The organism is Peribacillus sp. AS_2, assembly GCF_026891895.1.
Classification (GTDB): Bacteria; Bacillota; Bacilli; order Bacillales; family DSM-1321; genus Peribacillus; species Peribacillus frigoritolerans.
In genome coordinates this window covers 232,072-249,598 of record NZ_JAPTGA010000003.1, presented here as the reverse complement: position 1 = coordinate 249,598, position 17,527 = coordinate 232,072, and the positions used below count along the sequence as shown (strand labels likewise).

12 protein-coding genes and 1 pseudogene are annotated in these 17,527 nt (G+C 37.3%); all 13 read right to left on the bottom strand.

The window, feature by feature from the left end:
- Positions 1-42: 42 nt before the first annotated feature.
- The 13 genes and pseudogenes from OTG27_RS06695 to OTG27_RS06640 all read right to left on the bottom strand — a co-directional run bounded on the left by OTG27_RS06695 (position 43) and on the right by OTG27_RS06640 (position 17,255).
- On the bottom strand, positions 43-1,440 hold the full coding sequence (locus OTG27_RS06695; protein ID WP_057275695.1) for an NCS1 family transporter: 1,398 nt from the start codon (positions 1,438-1,440) through the stop codon (positions 43-45).
- A 340-nt stretch (positions 1,441-1,780) separates the two neighbouring features.
- Positions 1,781-2,446 (bottom strand): GntR family transcriptional regulator, encoded by a 666-nt coding sequence (locus OTG27_RS06690; protein ID WP_230134720.1) that lies wholly within the window; start codon positions 2,444-2,446, stop codon positions 1,781-1,783.
- 559 nt (positions 2,447-3,005) lie between these two features.
- Entirely contained in the window at positions 3,006-3,536 is a 531-nt protein-coding gene (tpx, locus tag OTG27_RS06685; RefSeq protein WP_268936568.1) for a thiol peroxidase, read from the bottom strand.
- Between the two features lie 149 nt (positions 3,537-3,685).
- Positions 3,686-4,603 (bottom strand): class II fructose-bisphosphate aldolase, encoded by a 918-nt coding sequence (locus OTG27_RS06680; protein ID WP_268936566.1) that lies wholly within the window; start codon positions 4,601-4,603, stop codon positions 3,686-3,688.
- Between the two features lie 294 nt (positions 4,604-4,897).
- The gene (locus tag OTG27_RS06675) at positions 4,898-6,202 is read right to left on the bottom strand and encodes an MFS transporter (protein WP_057275692.1); all 1,305 of its coding nucleotides are present in this window, start codon (positions 6,200-6,202) and stop codon (positions 4,898-4,900) included.
- Positions 6,203-7,243: 1,041 nt separating this feature from the next.
- The gene (locus OTG27_RS06670; RefSeq protein WP_153246179.1) at positions 7,244-7,384 is read right to left on the bottom strand and encodes a hypothetical protein; all 141 of its coding nucleotides are present in this window, start codon (positions 7,382-7,384) and stop codon (positions 7,244-7,246) included.
- A 538-nt stretch (positions 7,385-7,922) separates the two neighbouring features.
- The gene (locus OTG27_RS06665) at positions 7,923-8,822 is read right to left on the bottom strand and encodes a carbon-nitrogen hydrolase (protein WP_268936565.1); all 900 of its coding nucleotides are present in this window, start codon (positions 8,820-8,822) and stop codon (positions 7,923-7,925) included.
- A gap of 33 nt (positions 8,823-8,855) precedes the next feature.
- Positions 8,856-10,481: an amidohydrolase gene (locus tag OTG27_RS06660; protein ID WP_268936564.1), complete on the bottom strand. Its 1,626-nt coding sequence runs from the start codon at positions 10,479-10,481 to the stop codon at positions 8,856-8,858.
- A gap of 27 nt (positions 10,482-10,508) precedes the next feature.
- Complete coding sequence (locus OTG27_RS06655) at positions 10,509-11,864, bottom strand: APC family permease (protein ID WP_268936563.1); 1,356 nt, start codon at positions 11,862-11,864, stop codon at positions 10,509-10,511.
- A gap of 473 nt (positions 11,865-12,337) precedes the next feature.
- A pseudogene (locus OTG27_RS26650) lies at positions 12,338-12,484 on the bottom strand (FIMAH domain-containing protein); the annotation flags it as partial.
- 75 nt (positions 12,485-12,559) lie between these two features.
- Entirely contained in the window at positions 12,560-14,290 is a 1,731-nt protein-coding gene (locus tag OTG27_RS06650) for an amidohydrolase (RefSeq protein ID WP_268936562.1), read from the bottom strand.
- 100 nt (positions 14,291-14,390) lie between these two features.
- Positions 14,391-15,674: an MFS transporter gene (locus tag OTG27_RS06645; RefSeq protein WP_268936561.1), complete on the bottom strand. Its 1,284-nt coding sequence runs from the start codon at positions 15,672-15,674 to the stop codon at positions 14,391-14,393.
- 267 nt (positions 15,675-15,941) lie between these two features.
- Positions 15,942-17,255, bottom strand: coding sequence for an MFS transporter (locus OTG27_RS06640; protein WP_268936560.1), 1,314 nt, complete (start codon positions 17,253-17,255; stop codon positions 15,942-15,944).
- Positions 17,256-17,527: the final 272 nt, after the last annotated feature.

Genomic DNA, 17,527 nt, shown 5'->3' with positions numbered 1-17,527 from the left:
ATAGACAGAGAGAATAGCCCCCGGAAACATAGAAATACAAGTCTACTTTTCAAAAATTGTACCCTTTTTGAATTTAGAATCTTTAAATGCAAATTTCATCAAAAGCAAATATGCACTGCCTCCCACAACAACGCCGATAATCCATGCCAGCTCCACTTTCAAACAGGCTGCACCGGCGCCGATTAGCAATGCAAGCACCGCTGCTGGATTATACCCTGCAAATGGACCGTCTTCCTTATACAAATCTGCAACATTCACCTTCTGCTTTCTTAATATATAATATTCGACTAATAATATAGAAACAATCGGTCCTAAAAATGCCGAATATATAAGAATGAAGATTCCAAGACCCTTTGCCGAAGAATCCTGCACAAGAACCCAAGGGAATGAACAAAATGCAAGCAGTCCGGTTATGGTAACTGCAGGTTTATATTTCATTTTTGTAAGCAATGTAATAACATAGGTTGGCGGAATGATATTGGCAACCATGTTTACTGCCACCGCACCCAAAACAATAAATGCGGATACAAAGAGGGTAATATACGAGTTATCCACTACGACCGCAAATGCTTTTACAGGATTGTTGATGCCGGTTGCGGAAGCAAGCATTCCACCGATTGTAAGTGTCAAGCCGTACGCTGTTAAAATAGGAAGAAAGTACAAAAACCCGCGCTTTTTGTCGCTAATACCGGTTTTTAGCTCTCTTGAATAGTCCGCTGCACTTAAAAAGATAGCCGCATAATTCCCCATAAACATCATGATCAATGCAAAGAAAGGTAAGCCCCATGATCCTTCTGCATGAACCCATTTTTCTGCAATAACATCGCTATAGGAGGTTAGTAGAACGCCAAATACATAGAGAAGCGCAAGTACAATAACAATAGACGCAAGCGTTTCCACCCATTTAATGGCATGGAATCCATACAGCGAAAGTCCAATTTGCACTAACTGCAGCACGACAAAGCAAATGGCAACATTATCAAAGGCTCCACCCGTCATAATCTTCGCAATTTCATTTAAGGCAGTACCGCCAATCCAACTTTGAAAACCGTACCAAACGATGGCGGGAATACCGCGCATCAGTGATGATATTACGGAACCTTTCAGGCCAAAGGACATTCTAAGCTGTACAACATATGGGATACCCGTTCTGTATCCGAGCCTATCATTTAAAGCAAAAACAGTTGAAATGATACCAATTGCCATGATAGCTGCGGCAAATGTCTGAAAGATGTTTAACGTAGCGATTCCCGCTACAATCATACTGGCTCCAAGCGTCATATTACCTAGATTAACACCGTCACCAACCCACATGAAAATATAGTCTACCGGACTTACCGTCCTACCTTCCTCGGTTTTCGGATTAAGTGATTCATCCACACCCGTATCATGTTGGATCTGCGTTTCTTGTGGAACGTAACTTTCTAAATTTGTAGACATGATACATCCAACCCCTTTTTTATTGTTTGCCGCATTTTAATGCATTGGTTAACAAGTTAGGTCTTAGATGTTTGCCAAGGCTATGATATGTTACAAACTTCCTTCTAAGTGGTCTTTTCCGTTCATCATTCACAGGAATTAAAATGCGAATTTGTTTTGTTAAAAGTACTATTTTCCATCACCCGATGTATTGTCGCGTATTAAACAACGACGTTTCTTTGAATTTGCAAAAAAAACCACATGACAACACTTTAAATCTGAAAATGCTTTCGAAGGGCTGTATCACCTCCTTAAAAACCCTAATAGTAAGCGCTTTCATTAACTGTATATCAAATTACAATTAAAGAAATATATCTGACAAGGAAGAAGAAATCTGTAATTCCTCATTAAAATGAAGATTCGACTCAATTTCACTAAGATGAATGAGAGATAAGCGTTCTGCAAGATCACCGTCCCTTTGCTTAATGGCATTAAAAATTTGCAAATGATCGTGAGAACCACATGTTTCCATTTTACCTCTTCCATAGATTGCTATAATCACATAAGTTAGGGATATCAAGTCTTCCAGATATTGATAAAAATACGAATTCCCTGCGATTTCAGCTATTTTCAAATGAAAATCCCCAGAGACTTTTAAAGATTCATAAAAATCCAGACTACCATAAATATGTCGTTCTTCTTCTACCAGAGTCTCTAGTTCTTTTAATTGTTCCTCATTATAGAGTCTGCATGCTCTTCGCACTGCTTCCCCTTCTAAGATTCTCCTCATTTCAAATACTTCTTTTGCTTCTTCAATTGTTGAACAGGAGACAAAGGTACCTTTATGCTCTTTAATTTTCACTAATTTTTCATATTCCAATCTGCGCAGAACATTTCGAACAGGGGTACGGCTTACGCCAAACGATTCAGCAAGATCCTTTTCTATGAGTTGCATATTTGGCCGAAGCTTTTGCTGGATAATAGCTTGCTTGATTTTTTTATAGATATCCATTTCTAAACTATTCAACACTTTATACCTCCCCTCAATGAAGAATTCAAAATTGAATGCAGTATTGTATACAATACTGGGTAAAAAAATTTGAACTGGATTATTGTACTAAATTTCATATGATTGATCATTTAAATTAAGTTGTTTAAGTTGCTTCAATCTGTCTGTTTTCAAAGAACATTGCCAAATCTCAAAAGATCTAGCCGCCCTTCCTGTCCCTCAATAAGCAACATCGTTTCATTAAGTGAGTAAAATATAACATTTTATTCTACATTTCACATTTTTTATACTATCACCACTAATTTAGTTTTTCAACAAAGAATTTCAAAATTCAGAATATTTTTATCTCCTTATTTACATAAAATAAATACTATTATAGCAGGATGCAATTTTTTTACTTAAGACTATTCCTTTAAGGTAATAACAACTTTTGCACCTAACCACCCCATTATTAATAACCATATAGGAGAAGAGGCTGACCTTTTGAAAGGCAGCCTATCTGCTGAGAAAAAAAGATTTTAATGCAGTAACATTTTACTTCATAGGATCTTTAAACATGGTATATTGCTTACTTATATCACTTTTTAACTTTTATAAATGATTTAATTGCTTTTATAGCTGCTTCATAGTTCGGATGTTCCGTAATTTCCGGAACGTATTCAACATACTGTACGATATCATTTTCATCTACAACGAATACTGCACGGCATTCTAAACGATGTTCCTTTATATATGTGCCATAAGCTGTTCCAAATGACATCTTAAAATGATCTGAAAGGGTTTGGGCTTCTTCTATTCCTGCTGCTCCACACCATCTTTTTTGTGCAAATGGAAGATCTACACTAATTGTTAACACTTCTACATCATTTCCTAGATTTCTAGCTGATTGGTTAAATTGCCGTGTTTGTGCGTCACATACTCCTGTATCAAGAGAGGGAACACATGAGATAAGGCGGACTTTCCCTTTTGAATCTTCAAGTGTAACTTTTGAGAGATCGTTTGCTAACACTTCAAAATTTGGCGCTTTATCCCCAACACGAATTTCACTCCCAATCAACGTAACTGGATTTCCAGCAAATGTTACTATATTTGATCTTTCTATAGACATATTATTTTTTCCTCCTATTCCCTTAGCAATTCTTCTAAAAAAAGTTATCTTCAACGATAAGTAGTATAGCCATAAATTATGTGGTTAAAGGGTTTATCCATGTGTCTAATATATGGGGTACTGTTCAAAGGTTCGTATCATATTACTCCTTAAACATAGTAAGAAGCACTACCACTACTTAGTAAAAAGTTTTCAATTTTTTCTTTTACTACGTTCTGGACTGCGTTTTGGACTAAAGTCAATGTTTCAGTCGGTAGTTCCGACCACTCTTTTTCTGTAACGTGAATTTCTCGATTAAGAGTTTTTATCATCATATGTTCTAAATCTGTTGCAATATTCACTTTACTGATTCCACCATTAGGAATTTGAATTGCATTCTTTATCATCTCTGAAGGGGTGCCTGAACCGCCATGCAACACTAAAGGTACAGATGTTAATGCACGAATTTCAATTAAACGATCAATATCAATTTTTGGATCTTTAACGAGATAAACCCCATGTGAAGTTCCGATAGAAATCGCTAATGCATCAATACAGGTCTCTTCAACAAACTGTTTTGCTTCTTCAGGCTCTGTAAATAGCTCTTCATCAACGTCGGTTTCAATAAAGTCGGTTGTCCCTATCTTGCCTAATTCAGCTTCTACAGTTACGCCTTTTGAATGTGCATACTCAACAACCTTTTTTGTTATCTCGATATTTTTATTGAATGGTTGCTCTGATGCATCAATCATAACGGATGTAAAACCAACTTCGATGGCTTCTGCAATTACATTGAAATCCTTTGTATGGTCTAAATGTAACACAGCAGGGATCGTAATATTCTCCTCTTGGATCACACGATAAAACTCTCGGCTAAATTCCGCTAAATTAATTCCATATCGTTCCTGCTCCCTCTCAGAAGTTTGAACAATAACCGCAGATTTCTTTTCTTGGGCCGCTCTAAGTATAGGAGCTACCATCTTTGTAGCTCTAGGGGTAAACGAACCGACAGCAAATTGATTTTGCGTAGCTACTGCAAGTACCTTTGTTAATGAACTAACATTGTTTGGTTTTATATTTACTTTCATTCATTCAAACTCCCTTAAAGATGATTTAACTTATTTCGTTCATTCACGCCCTTTAAGTTACCTAATAAGCAACAGTGTTCCCTTTTAATTTTAAATACTTTTCTGAAAATCCAACATTCCCCCCTCTTTCTTACCCACTATCTGAAAAAAAGCGTCTGTATTCAATGTACAGGATTCGGCATCTGACAGCCTCTTTTCAACAAGGGTTTTCTAAATATAATACTATTACCATGTAAAAAAACATTCTCAACAAAGATAAATGAATCCATTTACTTACTAAATTAGCAATGCAAATTAGGCTTCCACTATTGTTCCTGACTTTAATGAATTTTCTTTTTCGGTATTATTGCCAATCGTAAGGGCAATAATTGCTGCTACAATGATGGCTGCAATCATTAATATGAAAGTTGAATTGTAAGAACCACCGCTGCTTTCAATCATATAACCCATTAATAACGGGGATATAAATCCTGCAATCGATCCGAAACAGTTAACAGTAGATGAACCTGCAGCCATTATTTTCGCAGGAAGCGTGTCAACAACCAGTCCCCAGAATGCTCCTTGAGCTAAGAACATGAAGAATGCAGCAACACATTGATACGTAATGACCACTGCAGTGGAAGTAGATTGAAGCATTAATAATAATGCCAGCCCACTAATTACAGCATTAGGGATAAACACCCATTTCCTCTTTCCTTTTACTTTATCTGACAAGTACCCACCAAGAATAATGGAGACTGTACCTACTAAATACGGTAAGGCACTGAAAATGCCAGTATCCATTAAAGAAAGCCCTCTAACATTTATCAGATAAGATGGAAGCCAAGAAGTGAAGCCCCAGAAAGTAATATCAAAGAAGAACCAAATGAACGCCATTTGCCATAAAATCGGTTTTTTAAATAGTTCCTTAAAGGAAACTCCTGAGTTTTTTTCTTCATTCGATTTTTCATTCTCAATGTCTTCCTCTAATTCTGCAAGCTCTTCTTTCGTCATTTTAGGATGATCTTTCGGATTATCTTTGAATTTAAACCAGATATACAGACCGAGTATAATGCCCGGAATACCCATTACGATAAAAACGGTACGCCATCCAAATGCCCCAATAATTGCTGCAGCAGCAATAGCAGCAATAGCCGGTCCTAAAGTATTAACTGTTGACTGAATTCCAGTAGCTGTTCCTCGTTGTTTACTGGGAAAGTAATTAGCTATTCCTTTATAAGCAGCACCTGGTAAACATGCCTCACCTAAACCGAAAACGAATCGAATAAGTAACATAAGTGGATAAGAAAAAATAAAACCAGTCAATGATGTGAAAATTGACCACCAAACAATCGCAATGCTCATCACACGACGAAAGCCAAATTTATCTGATAACATCCCGCCCGGAATTTGGAACAGTGCATACCCCGCAAAGAAAATACTTAACAGTAACCCTTGAGCTGTTGCCGTAAGATTAAGATCTTCACCAATATATGGCAATGCAATAGTGATTACCATTCGGTCTAGGAAAGAAAACAGCCAACATAACCATAATACGAATAAGACAGTATAACGAACTTTCCATTTAGATTTCTTTTTCAGCTGCAGTTGTTTGTTCATTAAACAAAAACCTCCTGAATGATTTCATTTCCATAATGTTAAAGTTGTGCCTTTTCTAAACTAGTTACGGTGTTACAGTAAAAACACGGTACATTACCAACTGATAACCTTTATACAAGCGCTTACATTTCTTCCATTCCACAAAATAAATCATTAACATACATCGCCATAACTTTTACCGGTGCTGTAAACTAATTTTATTACCTATTATTTCCCGTCCAATGAAGCACTTCAAATCATCTTTCTCCCCCCTTATAAATAGATTTGAAGAATATTAAAACTGAAGATGTGTAATCAACACTCCCAGTTTCCTAATAAGCAACACCGTTCCTTTATTTAACCAAAAAAAGAATGATTAGTTATGTCAAACTGTATAACAATCATTGTACTGATTTTTTGTTTTAAGGTACTAAGCAAGAAGGCGTCGCCATAGACTTTATTTCCTAGATAGATTCTTTAGTCCCACATTATCGGTTTTCGTTGCTTATTAGGAAACATAGTTCCAACAAAAAATCAAAAGCATCTTATTTATAATATTCTTACCTGAAATGAATTTTAACATGCGCATGAGCTGCTTTCAAGAAAATTCTGAATTTTACATCCTCCCCCTTAAAGTTTATGACACAGCCTTTCTCTTTTACTAGTAATGTAATAGTAAATGATATTTTATTGCTTTGATTTTATAAGATCAGATGAACTAATAAAACACCAGCAATTACAATCATACTGGCTTTACCCTATACACGTCCTCGAACAATAGAAGGTTCTTTCGCAAACATGACCATGAATACGATGAACATATTGATAGTTACCTTTGTCATCGGGCGAGCTATTAAAGTGCTCAACAACAAATAAAGAGGGTCATCTCTGGTATAAATTGCCAAGAATATCTGTGCAACATGCCGAGTTATCCTATTAAAAATAAGATCTTAAAACATATGACAAAACCCCACCTGTTCCCATAGCAACTGGTGGGGTTTCTAACTGGCTTCTACATCTACATCAACCGGGAGGTCCATCTTTGCAGTCACGTCCTTTCGTTTAAACGGCTAATTTACTGTATTCATCCAACTGATCTTTAGTTAAATTTTTGATGAAATGGTCAATGTTTATCGACTCGATTTCATACCTTTCACAAATCTTTAAATAACTTTCATAAGCTTTGTCATAAATGTTCATCATCTAGATTCCTCCTTCTGTTATATAACAATAAATTTAACTTATTAATAATATATAACAACCTTGATTTCCCGTCAATGTATTTTTCTGAAAATTCGGTAAGAATTTCATTCTCTTAGTATTTCCCATATTGTTCTTAGCTAACCGTCTTATAAAGAAAAAGCCGCCTTAGCGACAGCTCCGATCATAAAGCAAGAAATAGAATGCCTGTCATAAAACGGCCAATGAATAACGTAAAAAACCAACTCTCCATATAGGAAAATTGGTTTTTATCATTTCAACGATAGATTATCCAAGCAATGCAGTCAGTCATTATTTGTAACTGCTACAAGCACAGTGTATTTAGTTCTGCCACTAATAGCTTCGCCTAAAATTTAGCCTCTCCAAGGGAGACTCCACAGGCGCCGTGCCTAGAAGGCTCCCGGACCGCCCGCGGAAAACGAGTGTCTAGAGTGGAAAATGAATTGATTTCGGCAAACTCGATCATTATCAGGTTTGCCTACAGTCTGAGCAGGTACTCCGGCCTGCTATTTCTTACATATCAACTAAACAGCGCTTTGTTTGTTCCCTTTTTTGAAGGGGATGGGGTCGGGAGTATTTCTTTTTGTAATATAGGACCGTATGTATCGACACGACGGTCTCTAAAGAATTGCAGTATTTTTCTGGTCTCTTCTATTTCTTTTAAATCAATTTCTTGGACAATAATTCCTTCTTCCTCATCAAGTGAAGCTAAAATATTCCCGAATGTATCGCTAATGAATGAACCGCCGTAAAAATTCATCTCCTTTTCCTGGCCCACTCGATTTGTCGCAGCAACGAATACACCATTAGAAATGCCATGAGCGGAAATTGCCTTTTCCCAGGATGATCTTGTTGATATCTCGGGATGATCTGGCTCCGAACCAATCGCAGAAGGATAGAATAATATTTCTGCACCTTGTAAGCTCAAAATTCGGGCAACTTCTGGATACCACTCATCCCAGCAAATCCCGACTCCTATTTTTCCATAAGCCGTTTCATAGACAGGATATCCAGTGTTGCCTGGAACGAAATAATATTTTTCATGATACTGGGGACCATCCGGAATATGATTTTTTCTTGTAATCCCTAAACATTCCCCATCAGCATCAAATACAGCTGCACTATTAAAATAAATACCAGCACCTGCTCTTTCGTAAAAAGGGACAATCAAGACAATGGCCAATTCCTTAGCCAATTCACCCATTGCGGCCAATGTACCGCTATCTACATCTTCTGCTAAATCATAATTTTTCACACTAACCGTTTGCGGAAAATATTGCGAAGAAAATAATTCCTGCAAGCAAACGATTTGTGCGCCTTTATTTACTGTTTCTTTTATTTTCCCTATCGTTTTTTGAATATTTTCCGCAATGAATTCCCCGCAATGAATTTGAATAAGCCCAACTTTCACTTTTGACATTTTCTCACTACCTACCTTTTATCATTTTTTATCTTATACGGTTGTGACGACCTGGTTTTCATATATGATCTTTCCATCCATGATCGTCATCTTCACTTCTGTTTCAAGAATCTCCTCTGTTGATATGCTAAATAAATTTTTATTTAATACTGCGATATCCGCTATCTTCCCTGCTTCCAATGTGCCTAATTCCTTTTCTCTGAAAGACCCGAATGCCGGTGTAGCCGTGTAATACTTTAACGCTTCTGCTAACGTTACTCCTTCCGACTCTTGCCACGCCTTCCCTGTTAAATCTTTTCTCGTGATTGCCTGATAAATGCCCATCATGGGATTTAAGGGCACTACAGGAAAATCTGTACCAAAGGCAATTTTTGCACCAGTATCCATGAGTGTTTTGATAGGATAATAGAGTGGTTGTTGTTTTTCACTGATTCTGGCCGTATATGCCTCACTTTCCATTAATTCAATATGTTTAGGTTGAAATGAGGCGATTACATTTAATTCCTTAAAGCGATGAACATCGTCTGGATGCAATACCTCCACATGTTCAATGACATGTCTGGCGTCCCTTTCCCCATTTACGTTTCTCGCTTCTTCAAATGCATCCAATGCTAAGCGGACAGCACCGTTACCAATAGCATGGAAACGAATTTGAAATTTTTCCTTATCTGCCTTTTTTACTAATTGTTTAATTGTTTCAGCTGGATAGGTGGTCCCGCCTTTTGTTTCAGGACGGTCTTTGTAATGATCCAATAAAAAAGCAGTATGACTAGTCACGACACCATCTATAAATTGTTTTAATCCAGAAAAGGTAAGCTTGTCTGACTGATAATTTTTTTGTAATTCCTTGGCGGCAGCTACATCCATTTTTAACTCCGGCGAAAAGTGAATTCTGGTTGTTAGTAACCCTTCTCTCTCAAATTCCTTAAAAATTTCAAGGTCGTCTAATGGATTCGGAGCAATTTTAGCTCCGTATAAATCATTTACGGATGTGATTCCCAACCTTTTTGTTTCATTAAGAAAATCTTGGAATAGGCTTACACGTTTTCCTTTCGGTAATTTGTATGCATGTTCTGATGCATACCCTATTGCCTGTTCAAATAGAAGGCCTGTCAGTTCCCCATTTTCATCTTTACCAATTTCCCCATATTCCGGATTTGGGGTATCCTTCGTTAATTGGATCATTTCCATCGCTTTACTATTGATCCATGCGTAATGCACTTCCGCATTGAATAATAAAACGGGACGATCACAAATATATTTATCCAGTGTCGTTCTATGCGGCAGCACTTTATTCTTCCAATTGGTATGATCCCAGCCAACACCGAATATCCACTCATCATTTGGTCTCGTTTCTGCAAATTCGGCTACTATTTGGGCAGCATCTTCTTCTGAAGCTGCATCAAATAATTTGGCACTATCCTTCTGTAAAATGCTTCCCATCATAATGTGCATATGAAAATCATGAAATCCCGGAATGATCAGCCCTTCTTCGAAGTCATATACCTTTGTTTGATCTCCAAGGAATGACATTATATCTTCTTTAGAACCGATTTTAATCATTTTATTATCTTTAATAGCGATAGCTGCCTGTATAGGCTCATCTTGTAATCCAGTAAAAACATGTTGACCAGAAAGAATGATATCTGCATTTACCATTATTATCCTCCTTGATGTATAAAGCTTTTATGCTTGAATTTCTTTTTCAATCGCACTATCAATAGAAAGCTCTGGCGGCCGCTTACTAAACATTTTCGTATTTGAAAGCAGCATGATGACACCAATTCCGAACCATCCTAGTCCGAGTAAAAGTGCCTTTGAATCAAGACTGGTCCATAACCAAATTGTGAAACTCGTACCAATAATTGGAAGTATTAGATATTTAAGTGCATTAATTCCTTTTCGCTGTTTTTCTCTAATAAAATAATGGGAGATAACCGAAAGATTTACAAAAGTAAATGCAACAAGCGCCCCAAAGTTAATAAAGGATGAGGCTGTCACTAAATCAACAAATAAAGCAGATAAAGCAAAAATACCCACTAAGATGATGTTGTATGTTGGAGTTTGAAATTTCGGATGAATATGACCAAATATTTTCTTTGGAAGAACTCCATCTCTCCCCATCGCATACAAAAGCCGCGAAACACTTGCATGAGCTGATAAACCGGAAGCCAGCCCCCCGGTAATGTATCCTGCTAGAAAAATAGATTGAAATAAATGACCCCCGATGTACATGGCAATTTCCAAGGAAGCGGAATCTGGATCTTTAAAGGCTTGGAAATTCGGGTAAACAAGGTGACTGATGTATGAGATGGCGACAAACAGACCTCCTCCTATTAATGCGACGAGGAAAATGGCCTTTGGTATCATTTTTTTCGGATTAATGGTCTCCTCCGAAAATGTGGTAACAGCGTCAAATCCTAAAAAAGATAAACATAAAATGGAGGATCCTGCCAATACTAAAGATAGCGGTATATCGCCATTCACGAATGGAGAACTCATGAATAATGTTCCTGAACCCATTCCGTTCAGTACCCCTTTAATCGAGAGGAATGTAAATATAACGATTATTAAGAATTGAAAGGCAACTAATAATAGATTTATTTTTGTTGCTATTTTCACTCCAATTATATTTACAGCGGTGATTAAAATGACAAAGGCAATTAACCAGACGGAAAAGGGAACGGATGGAAAATACGCGTTTAAGTAAATGGCGATCAATAATCCATTGATCATTGGCAAAAATAAATAGTCCAATAGGATGACCCATCCCACTAAGAATCCAAGGTGAGGATTAAGGGCCTTTTGAGTAAATGTATAAGCAGAACCGGCAACAGGGTAGGCCTTGACCATTTGACCATAACTATAGGCTGTAAACAACATACCTACCAAAGCTAGGATATAAGCAGCCGGCACCATCCCTTTCGTTATTTCCGCAACAACTCCATAAGTTGAAAAAACTGTTGTAGGTGCCATATAAGCCAATCCAAATAGCACTAAGGGAAATACTGTTAACGAACGTCTTAATTTTGCATTCTCCATGTATCACTCCACCCTTATTCGTGATTAATTAATTTATATGCAAATACCATACCAAGCGGAGATTGATTATTTAACGGTTGAATTATCCGTATATTACCAATAATTAAAATATACGGACTATTTAATGGATCACTAGTTTTATGCAATATTGCATCAATTAATTATGATTGCATAATAGTCATTAGCTACGAAGATGTCTCACCGTGTATTCTGGTTCATACGAATAAGGTTCGAAATAAGCTACGTGCCGTAATGGCGTCATCGTTAAATTGTATCTGGTATGACACGTAAATCCCGCGATTGTTTAAGATGCGATTAATGCTTATTACTACTGTGTCATATAGAAAAAGCCCTCAAAACTTATTTATTTATGAGTATAAGAAAAGGGACCACGAACATCCCTCCCCTTGAAACTACATTATTCGACATCAACTTGGTAACCCAGGTCTTTCTTGCAATCTTTTTGCCACTTCTTAATTAAAGGTATACGCATCCTTGGATATCAACCCATCTTTTTTATGCTTACCAAGTAACTTGTTAAACCTTTTAATGTGCTTGACAATCCTTTTGTCTGCTTCCAGTTTTTCAAAGCGGACCACGGTATCCAAATGTGTCTGTAGTGAACGGGCAACACATGGTTGACAATTTCCCTATCTTCTTCGAATTGCTCAACAAGTGTCTATATATAGGATGCATTAATAATTAGGATGACGGAATACTTCCTTCCCCTCGAAAAAAGTCATCAAGACCTTCGCTTCACCAATTGACGTTACTGGGATCTGGAAGAGATTTTTGTCTAAAACGATCAAGTCCGCTTTCTTGCCCGCCTCTATAGAACCTCTTTCATCCTCTTGGAAAATCAAATGAGCTCCGTTGATTGTATAGCTAGTAATCATATCTTCGAGAGAAGCTTTTTCCTTAGGCCACACTACTTTATTTAGATCGTCTTCTGTGGTTTTGTCTGGATCCAATCTCGTTATCCCTACTTCTAATCCTGTAAGGGGATACATATCTCTTTTAAAAGTATCTGTTGAAGGAAAATCACTCGATGAAGCAACCGGTATTCCGGCTTCAAAATAGCTACCCATATGATTAAGTTCCTTCAACCCCTCACCTCTTACATTGGTATACCAGTCCTTACCAAACCAGGAAGGTTGAGGAGTAGGAATTACTCCTAAGTCCTTAAACCGGGCAACATCATCTTCCTTTACCCAGTCTAAATGGGTGATTACATGACGCGAATCCCTTTTTCCATTTAACTTAGCCGCATATTCAAAAGCGTCTAAAGCATTATGAGATGGGTAAAACCCCTGATTGCCTATCGCATGGATATAGACGCGAAAACCTTCTTTATCCAAAGCTGCCACGGTCTTCTCTAATATATTTTGATCCCAAACTAGTTTATTTTCTCCGACACCATCAGCAAATATTTTAATTGTATCTATCTTGTACGACTTTCCTTGATATTTGTCACGGAGTTCTTTTAATCTCCCGATTTGCTTTGTCCCTTTGTTTTCATCAGCCCATAACCCTAAATCGTATCTCACGGTCAATTTACCCGCATTATCAAGCTCTTCAAATGCTTTAAGCAAACTTTCCGTTGGGTAGTGAACAGGCACGAATACTGAGGTAACTCCATCCTCTGCAGCTGTTTTCTGCCAAGTTAAAAGCGTCTTTTTATACTGCTTTACCGTAAAGTCCGGTTGAGGAAGAACGTTAATTACAAGGTTTTCGGCGGAAAATTCGTTTAAAACTCCTGTCGGCTCTCCTGTCTTAGGATCACGTTCAATAGTCCCACCTTGCGGATCAGGGGTGTTTTTGTCTATCCCTGCAATCTCAAGAGCCTTTGAGTTGACTAATATACTGTGATGGCCGTTTGAGATAAAGACAGCAGGTATATCAGGGACAACTTGGTCAAGCAATTCTTTAGGAGCCAGCCCTCTGGATTTACTATCTCGTTTGATGTCATCCCAGCCTACTCCACGTAATTGCTTTATATTCGGATACTCTTTTATGTAATCCTTGATAGCCTGTTGGCGTTTTTCCACTGTTGAATAAGGATTGAGACTTAGCCAAAAAAGGCTTTCTGCCATTAGGTACGCATGGTTATGACTGTCGGTAAACCCAGGCATGACCATTTTCCCCTTTAGATCAATCACTCTGGTATCGTTCCCTTTGAAGGCTGCAGCTCCCTTGTTATCACCAACGTAGAGAATCTTGCCATTCTTAACCGCAACTGCTTTCTCCCAACTCCGATCTTTATCAACTGTGTAGACTTCACCGTTTTTAAAAATCAAATCAGCCGTTTGATTCGAAGTTACCTTCCCAGTCACCTTATTCGAACTTTTCTTTTCCAACGAACACCCGGTAAATACCGAACTAAAAAGCAAAGCTATAAAAAAAAGTAAGAAGTATTTTTTCTTCATCGTAATCAAACCCCTATCGATTGATTTTTTCACCCTAGTAATCAAATTTCTATAGGAACTAAAAAAATTTGACATTGAACTATTTAATCCAGTTGAAATACTAAAAATTCATTGGTAATTGCTCAGTTGTATTTAGTAAAGAGGTATCTGGCTTCACAAACACCCACAATATAGCTGCAATAAACACAGGGATTACCGTTACTCCTAAAGTGATATTCCAACCAAAGTTTTCTGCTGACCATCCACATAATAACGGTGATACAAATGCTCCTAAATTCCCCCATAAGTTCATCCAACCTGAAACTGATCCAGAAAAGTTTCTCCCTAAGTCTGTAGCTGCGGCCCAAGAACACACTACTGTGAATCCGAGTGAGCCCAAGCATAATGATAACCACAAAACATTCATATATGGTGATACTGTCATAACAGCCAGGTACATTGAAATAATAAATACTAATAAGCCTGTTATTGCTAAAGAGGATCTAGATATTTGTTTTGAAAATCCTTTATGCACTAAGAAGTCGGAAAGAATTCCACCAGACATTACAGTTATCAGAATTGCCAACCATGGTAGGCTTGCAGCAAATCCCATTTTACTTAAGGAGAATCCCCTATCTTCCAATAGATAAGTAGGTAACCAAACTAAAAAGAAAGTAATAATATATAAAACAACAAAATACTGCACTCCTAACGCCCAAAATTGAGAGTTTTTCAGAAAATTACTCCAAGGTGCCCTTACTTTAGCAGTTTCAACAATTTCTCTGTTTTCAAGTATATATTCCTTTTCTTGTTCATTAACTAATTTGTGAATTTCAGGATAGTCCCTGGCAATAACGTACCATACAGCTGCAATCATTATTCCAAAAATACCAAAAATGTAAAATACAGCTTGCCAGCCAAAGTATTGATAGATATAAACCGTAACGATAGGGGCTATAACTGGTCCAAAATATGAACCTGCCAATAGGGCACTAGAAGCTCTAGCTTTTTCATCTTTTCTAAACCAGTTCGTATTAAATACGGCGTTAGATGGAAACATTGGTCCTTCACCTATTCCAAATAAGAATCTCACTACATACAAAAGACTGTGAGATTTCACTAAACCTGTAAGACCTGTAAATACTGACCACCAAATAAGAGAAAATGCAATCATTTTCCTTGGCCCAAATTTTTCCGCCAAAAGTCCAGCTGGAATTTGAACTAACGCGTAACCTAATGAGAATAATGATGCAAGCATACCAAACTGAACTTTATCCAATCCTAAATCATCCATCATAGGCTTTGCTATTATAGAAATATTTGACCTATCCATGTAAGCGATTACACCGATGATAAAGAAAAACAGTGCAAGTCCCCATCTAACCTTTGTTGGTTTCTTTTTCAAAATATCCCTCCCCTTAATGGATAATGGAATCATGATATTTAATTTTTTCTGCTTAACTTCAGATTTCAATCACTCAAAGTTTTCACCCACGTAAAGCATCTCTTCATCCCTAACAGCAACCGCAACCGCCCAACTTTAATCTTCATCAACTGTGAAAACGTTACTATTATTAAAGATTAAATCAAACATTTGATTCGATTTTTCTTCACCAACGATCTCCCAGTAGAAAACAAACCATTACCCACCTATTGGATTTTCTGAATCCTTTTAGTCGATTGTTCTACTTTCAGAGAGAGGAATACTGTTACTTTGACTATTTCGGACAAATAATACTGAAATAAGAGAGGCGATACAAAGAAATACTAAAAATAATGCCAGAGGAATCCAAGAATTATTGTAAGCGCCGACTAATATAGTCGCAATCATTGGAGCAGTTCCACCAAATAATGCAGAGCCTGTTTGATAACCAAGTGTTATTCCTGTATAGCCAACATTCGTATTAAACATTTCAGTAAACATTGTACCAATAGTCGCCGCAATTGGAGGCCATAGAATTCCTAATCCTACTATTGAAATAACATATAACCAAGGAGTAGATTGTAAGGAAAACAAATAAAAGTATGGAAAGGCAAAAAGAGTTATCCCGATTGTCCCAATAAGAAAGACACGTTTACGGCCAATTTTATCAGACAACATTCCCATAAATGGCATGCAAATTGCGGTAACGATTGTTGCCACCGTAACTACATTTAAAGCTGTAGTCCTTGAAAAACCCTGTGTTTCCGTAGCATAGGAGATGAAAAATGTGGAAAATAAATAGAATGGGCCCACTTCAACACATTTTGCACCTAAAGAAATCAATACCGCTCTCCAATGATATCGGAGTGTCTCAAAGAGTGGAATTTTTACGACGTTTCCTTTTTCTTTCTCTTCTTTGAATGCCGAGGTTTCCTCAATCCCTTTTCGTATCCAAATACCAATAACAACCAAAATCGCACTTAAGACAAATGGCACTCTCCATCCCCATGATAGAAATTGTGATTCTGGAAGTAAACTCATTAATGAAATGGAAAATGTCCCAAGTAACATCCCAAGAGGGATACCCATTGCAGGAAAGCTTCCAAAAAAGCCACGTCTTTCTTTAGGCGCAGATTCAACCGCTAGGAGTATTGCTCCTCCCCATTCTCCGCCAAGCCCGATACCTTGAACGAGACGAAAGAAAACAAGGAGGATAGGTGCCCAAAGCCCTATCATGCTATATGTTGGAAGGAGTCCAATACAGACGGTAGAAACTCCCATTAATAAAAGTGAAAGCACGAGAGTATTTTTCCTGCCAAACTTGTCTCCCAAATGACTAAATATAAGCCCTCCAAGAGGTCGTATAAAAAAAGTAATGCCAAATGATGCATAAGCAAGCAATAAACTTACAAATGGATCATCATTAGGAAAATACAGTTTATTAAACACAAGTGCAGCAACGGTTCCATAAAGAAAGAAATCATAAAATTCAATGGTACTGCCAAGTAAACTCGCAAATAATATCTTTTTTGATTTCTTGTCCAGTTTCTTTTTCCCACTCAATTTAACACACCTCCGAATTAGTTATATTTCTGGATGTGGTTTCTTAGGTGTTGAAGAATTATCAAGATGGCCTTTCGATAATTCTTCCACATTTTCTTTAATAGAAGGTAAAAGGTGCAACATCAGTTATAACGAACCACTCCCCCGATTAAGAGAGTCCTTACCTCTCGTATTGCTTACCCACCCGTAATCATCTTGAACATGAGTTAATGAGCTTTTAATTCAATATGTATTATGTATAATGTATTGTGTATACACAGTATATTATAGAA

Coding starts and splice junctions, on each gene's coding strand:
- OTG27_RS06695 (WP_057275695.1), bottom strand. CDS start 1,440: ATGTCTACAAATTTAGAAAGTTACGTTCCACAAGAAACGCAGATCCAA.
- tpx (WP_268936568.1), bottom strand. CDS start 3,536: ATGTCTATAGAAAGATCAAATATAGTAACATTTGCTGGAAATCCAGTT.
- OTG27_RS06680 (WP_268936566.1), bottom strand. CDS start 4,603: ATGAAAGTAAATATAAAACCAAACAATGTTAGTTCATTAACAAAGGTA.
- OTG27_RS06675 (WP_057275692.1), bottom strand. CDS start 6,202: ATGAACAAACAACTGCAGCTGAAAAAGAAATCTAAATGGAAAGTTCGT.
- OTG27_RS06670 (WP_153246179.1), bottom strand. CDS start 7,384: ATGATGAACATTTATGACAAAGCTTATGAAAGTTATTTAAAGATTTGT.
- OTG27_RS06665 (WP_268936565.1), bottom strand. CDS start 8,822: ATGTCAAAAGTGAAAGTTGGGCTTATTCAAATTCATTGCGGGGAATTC.
- OTG27_RS06660 (WP_268936564.1), bottom strand. CDS start 10,481: ATGGTAAATGCAGATATCATTCTTTCTGGTCAACATGTTTTTACTGGA.
- OTG27_RS06655 (WP_268936563.1), bottom strand. CDS start 11,864: ATGGAGAATGCAAAATTAAGACGTTCGTTAACAGTATTTCCCTTAGTG.
- OTG27_RS06650 (WP_268936562.1), bottom strand. CDS start 14,290: ATGAAGAAAAAATACTTCTTACTTTTTTTTATAGCTTTGCTTTTTAGT.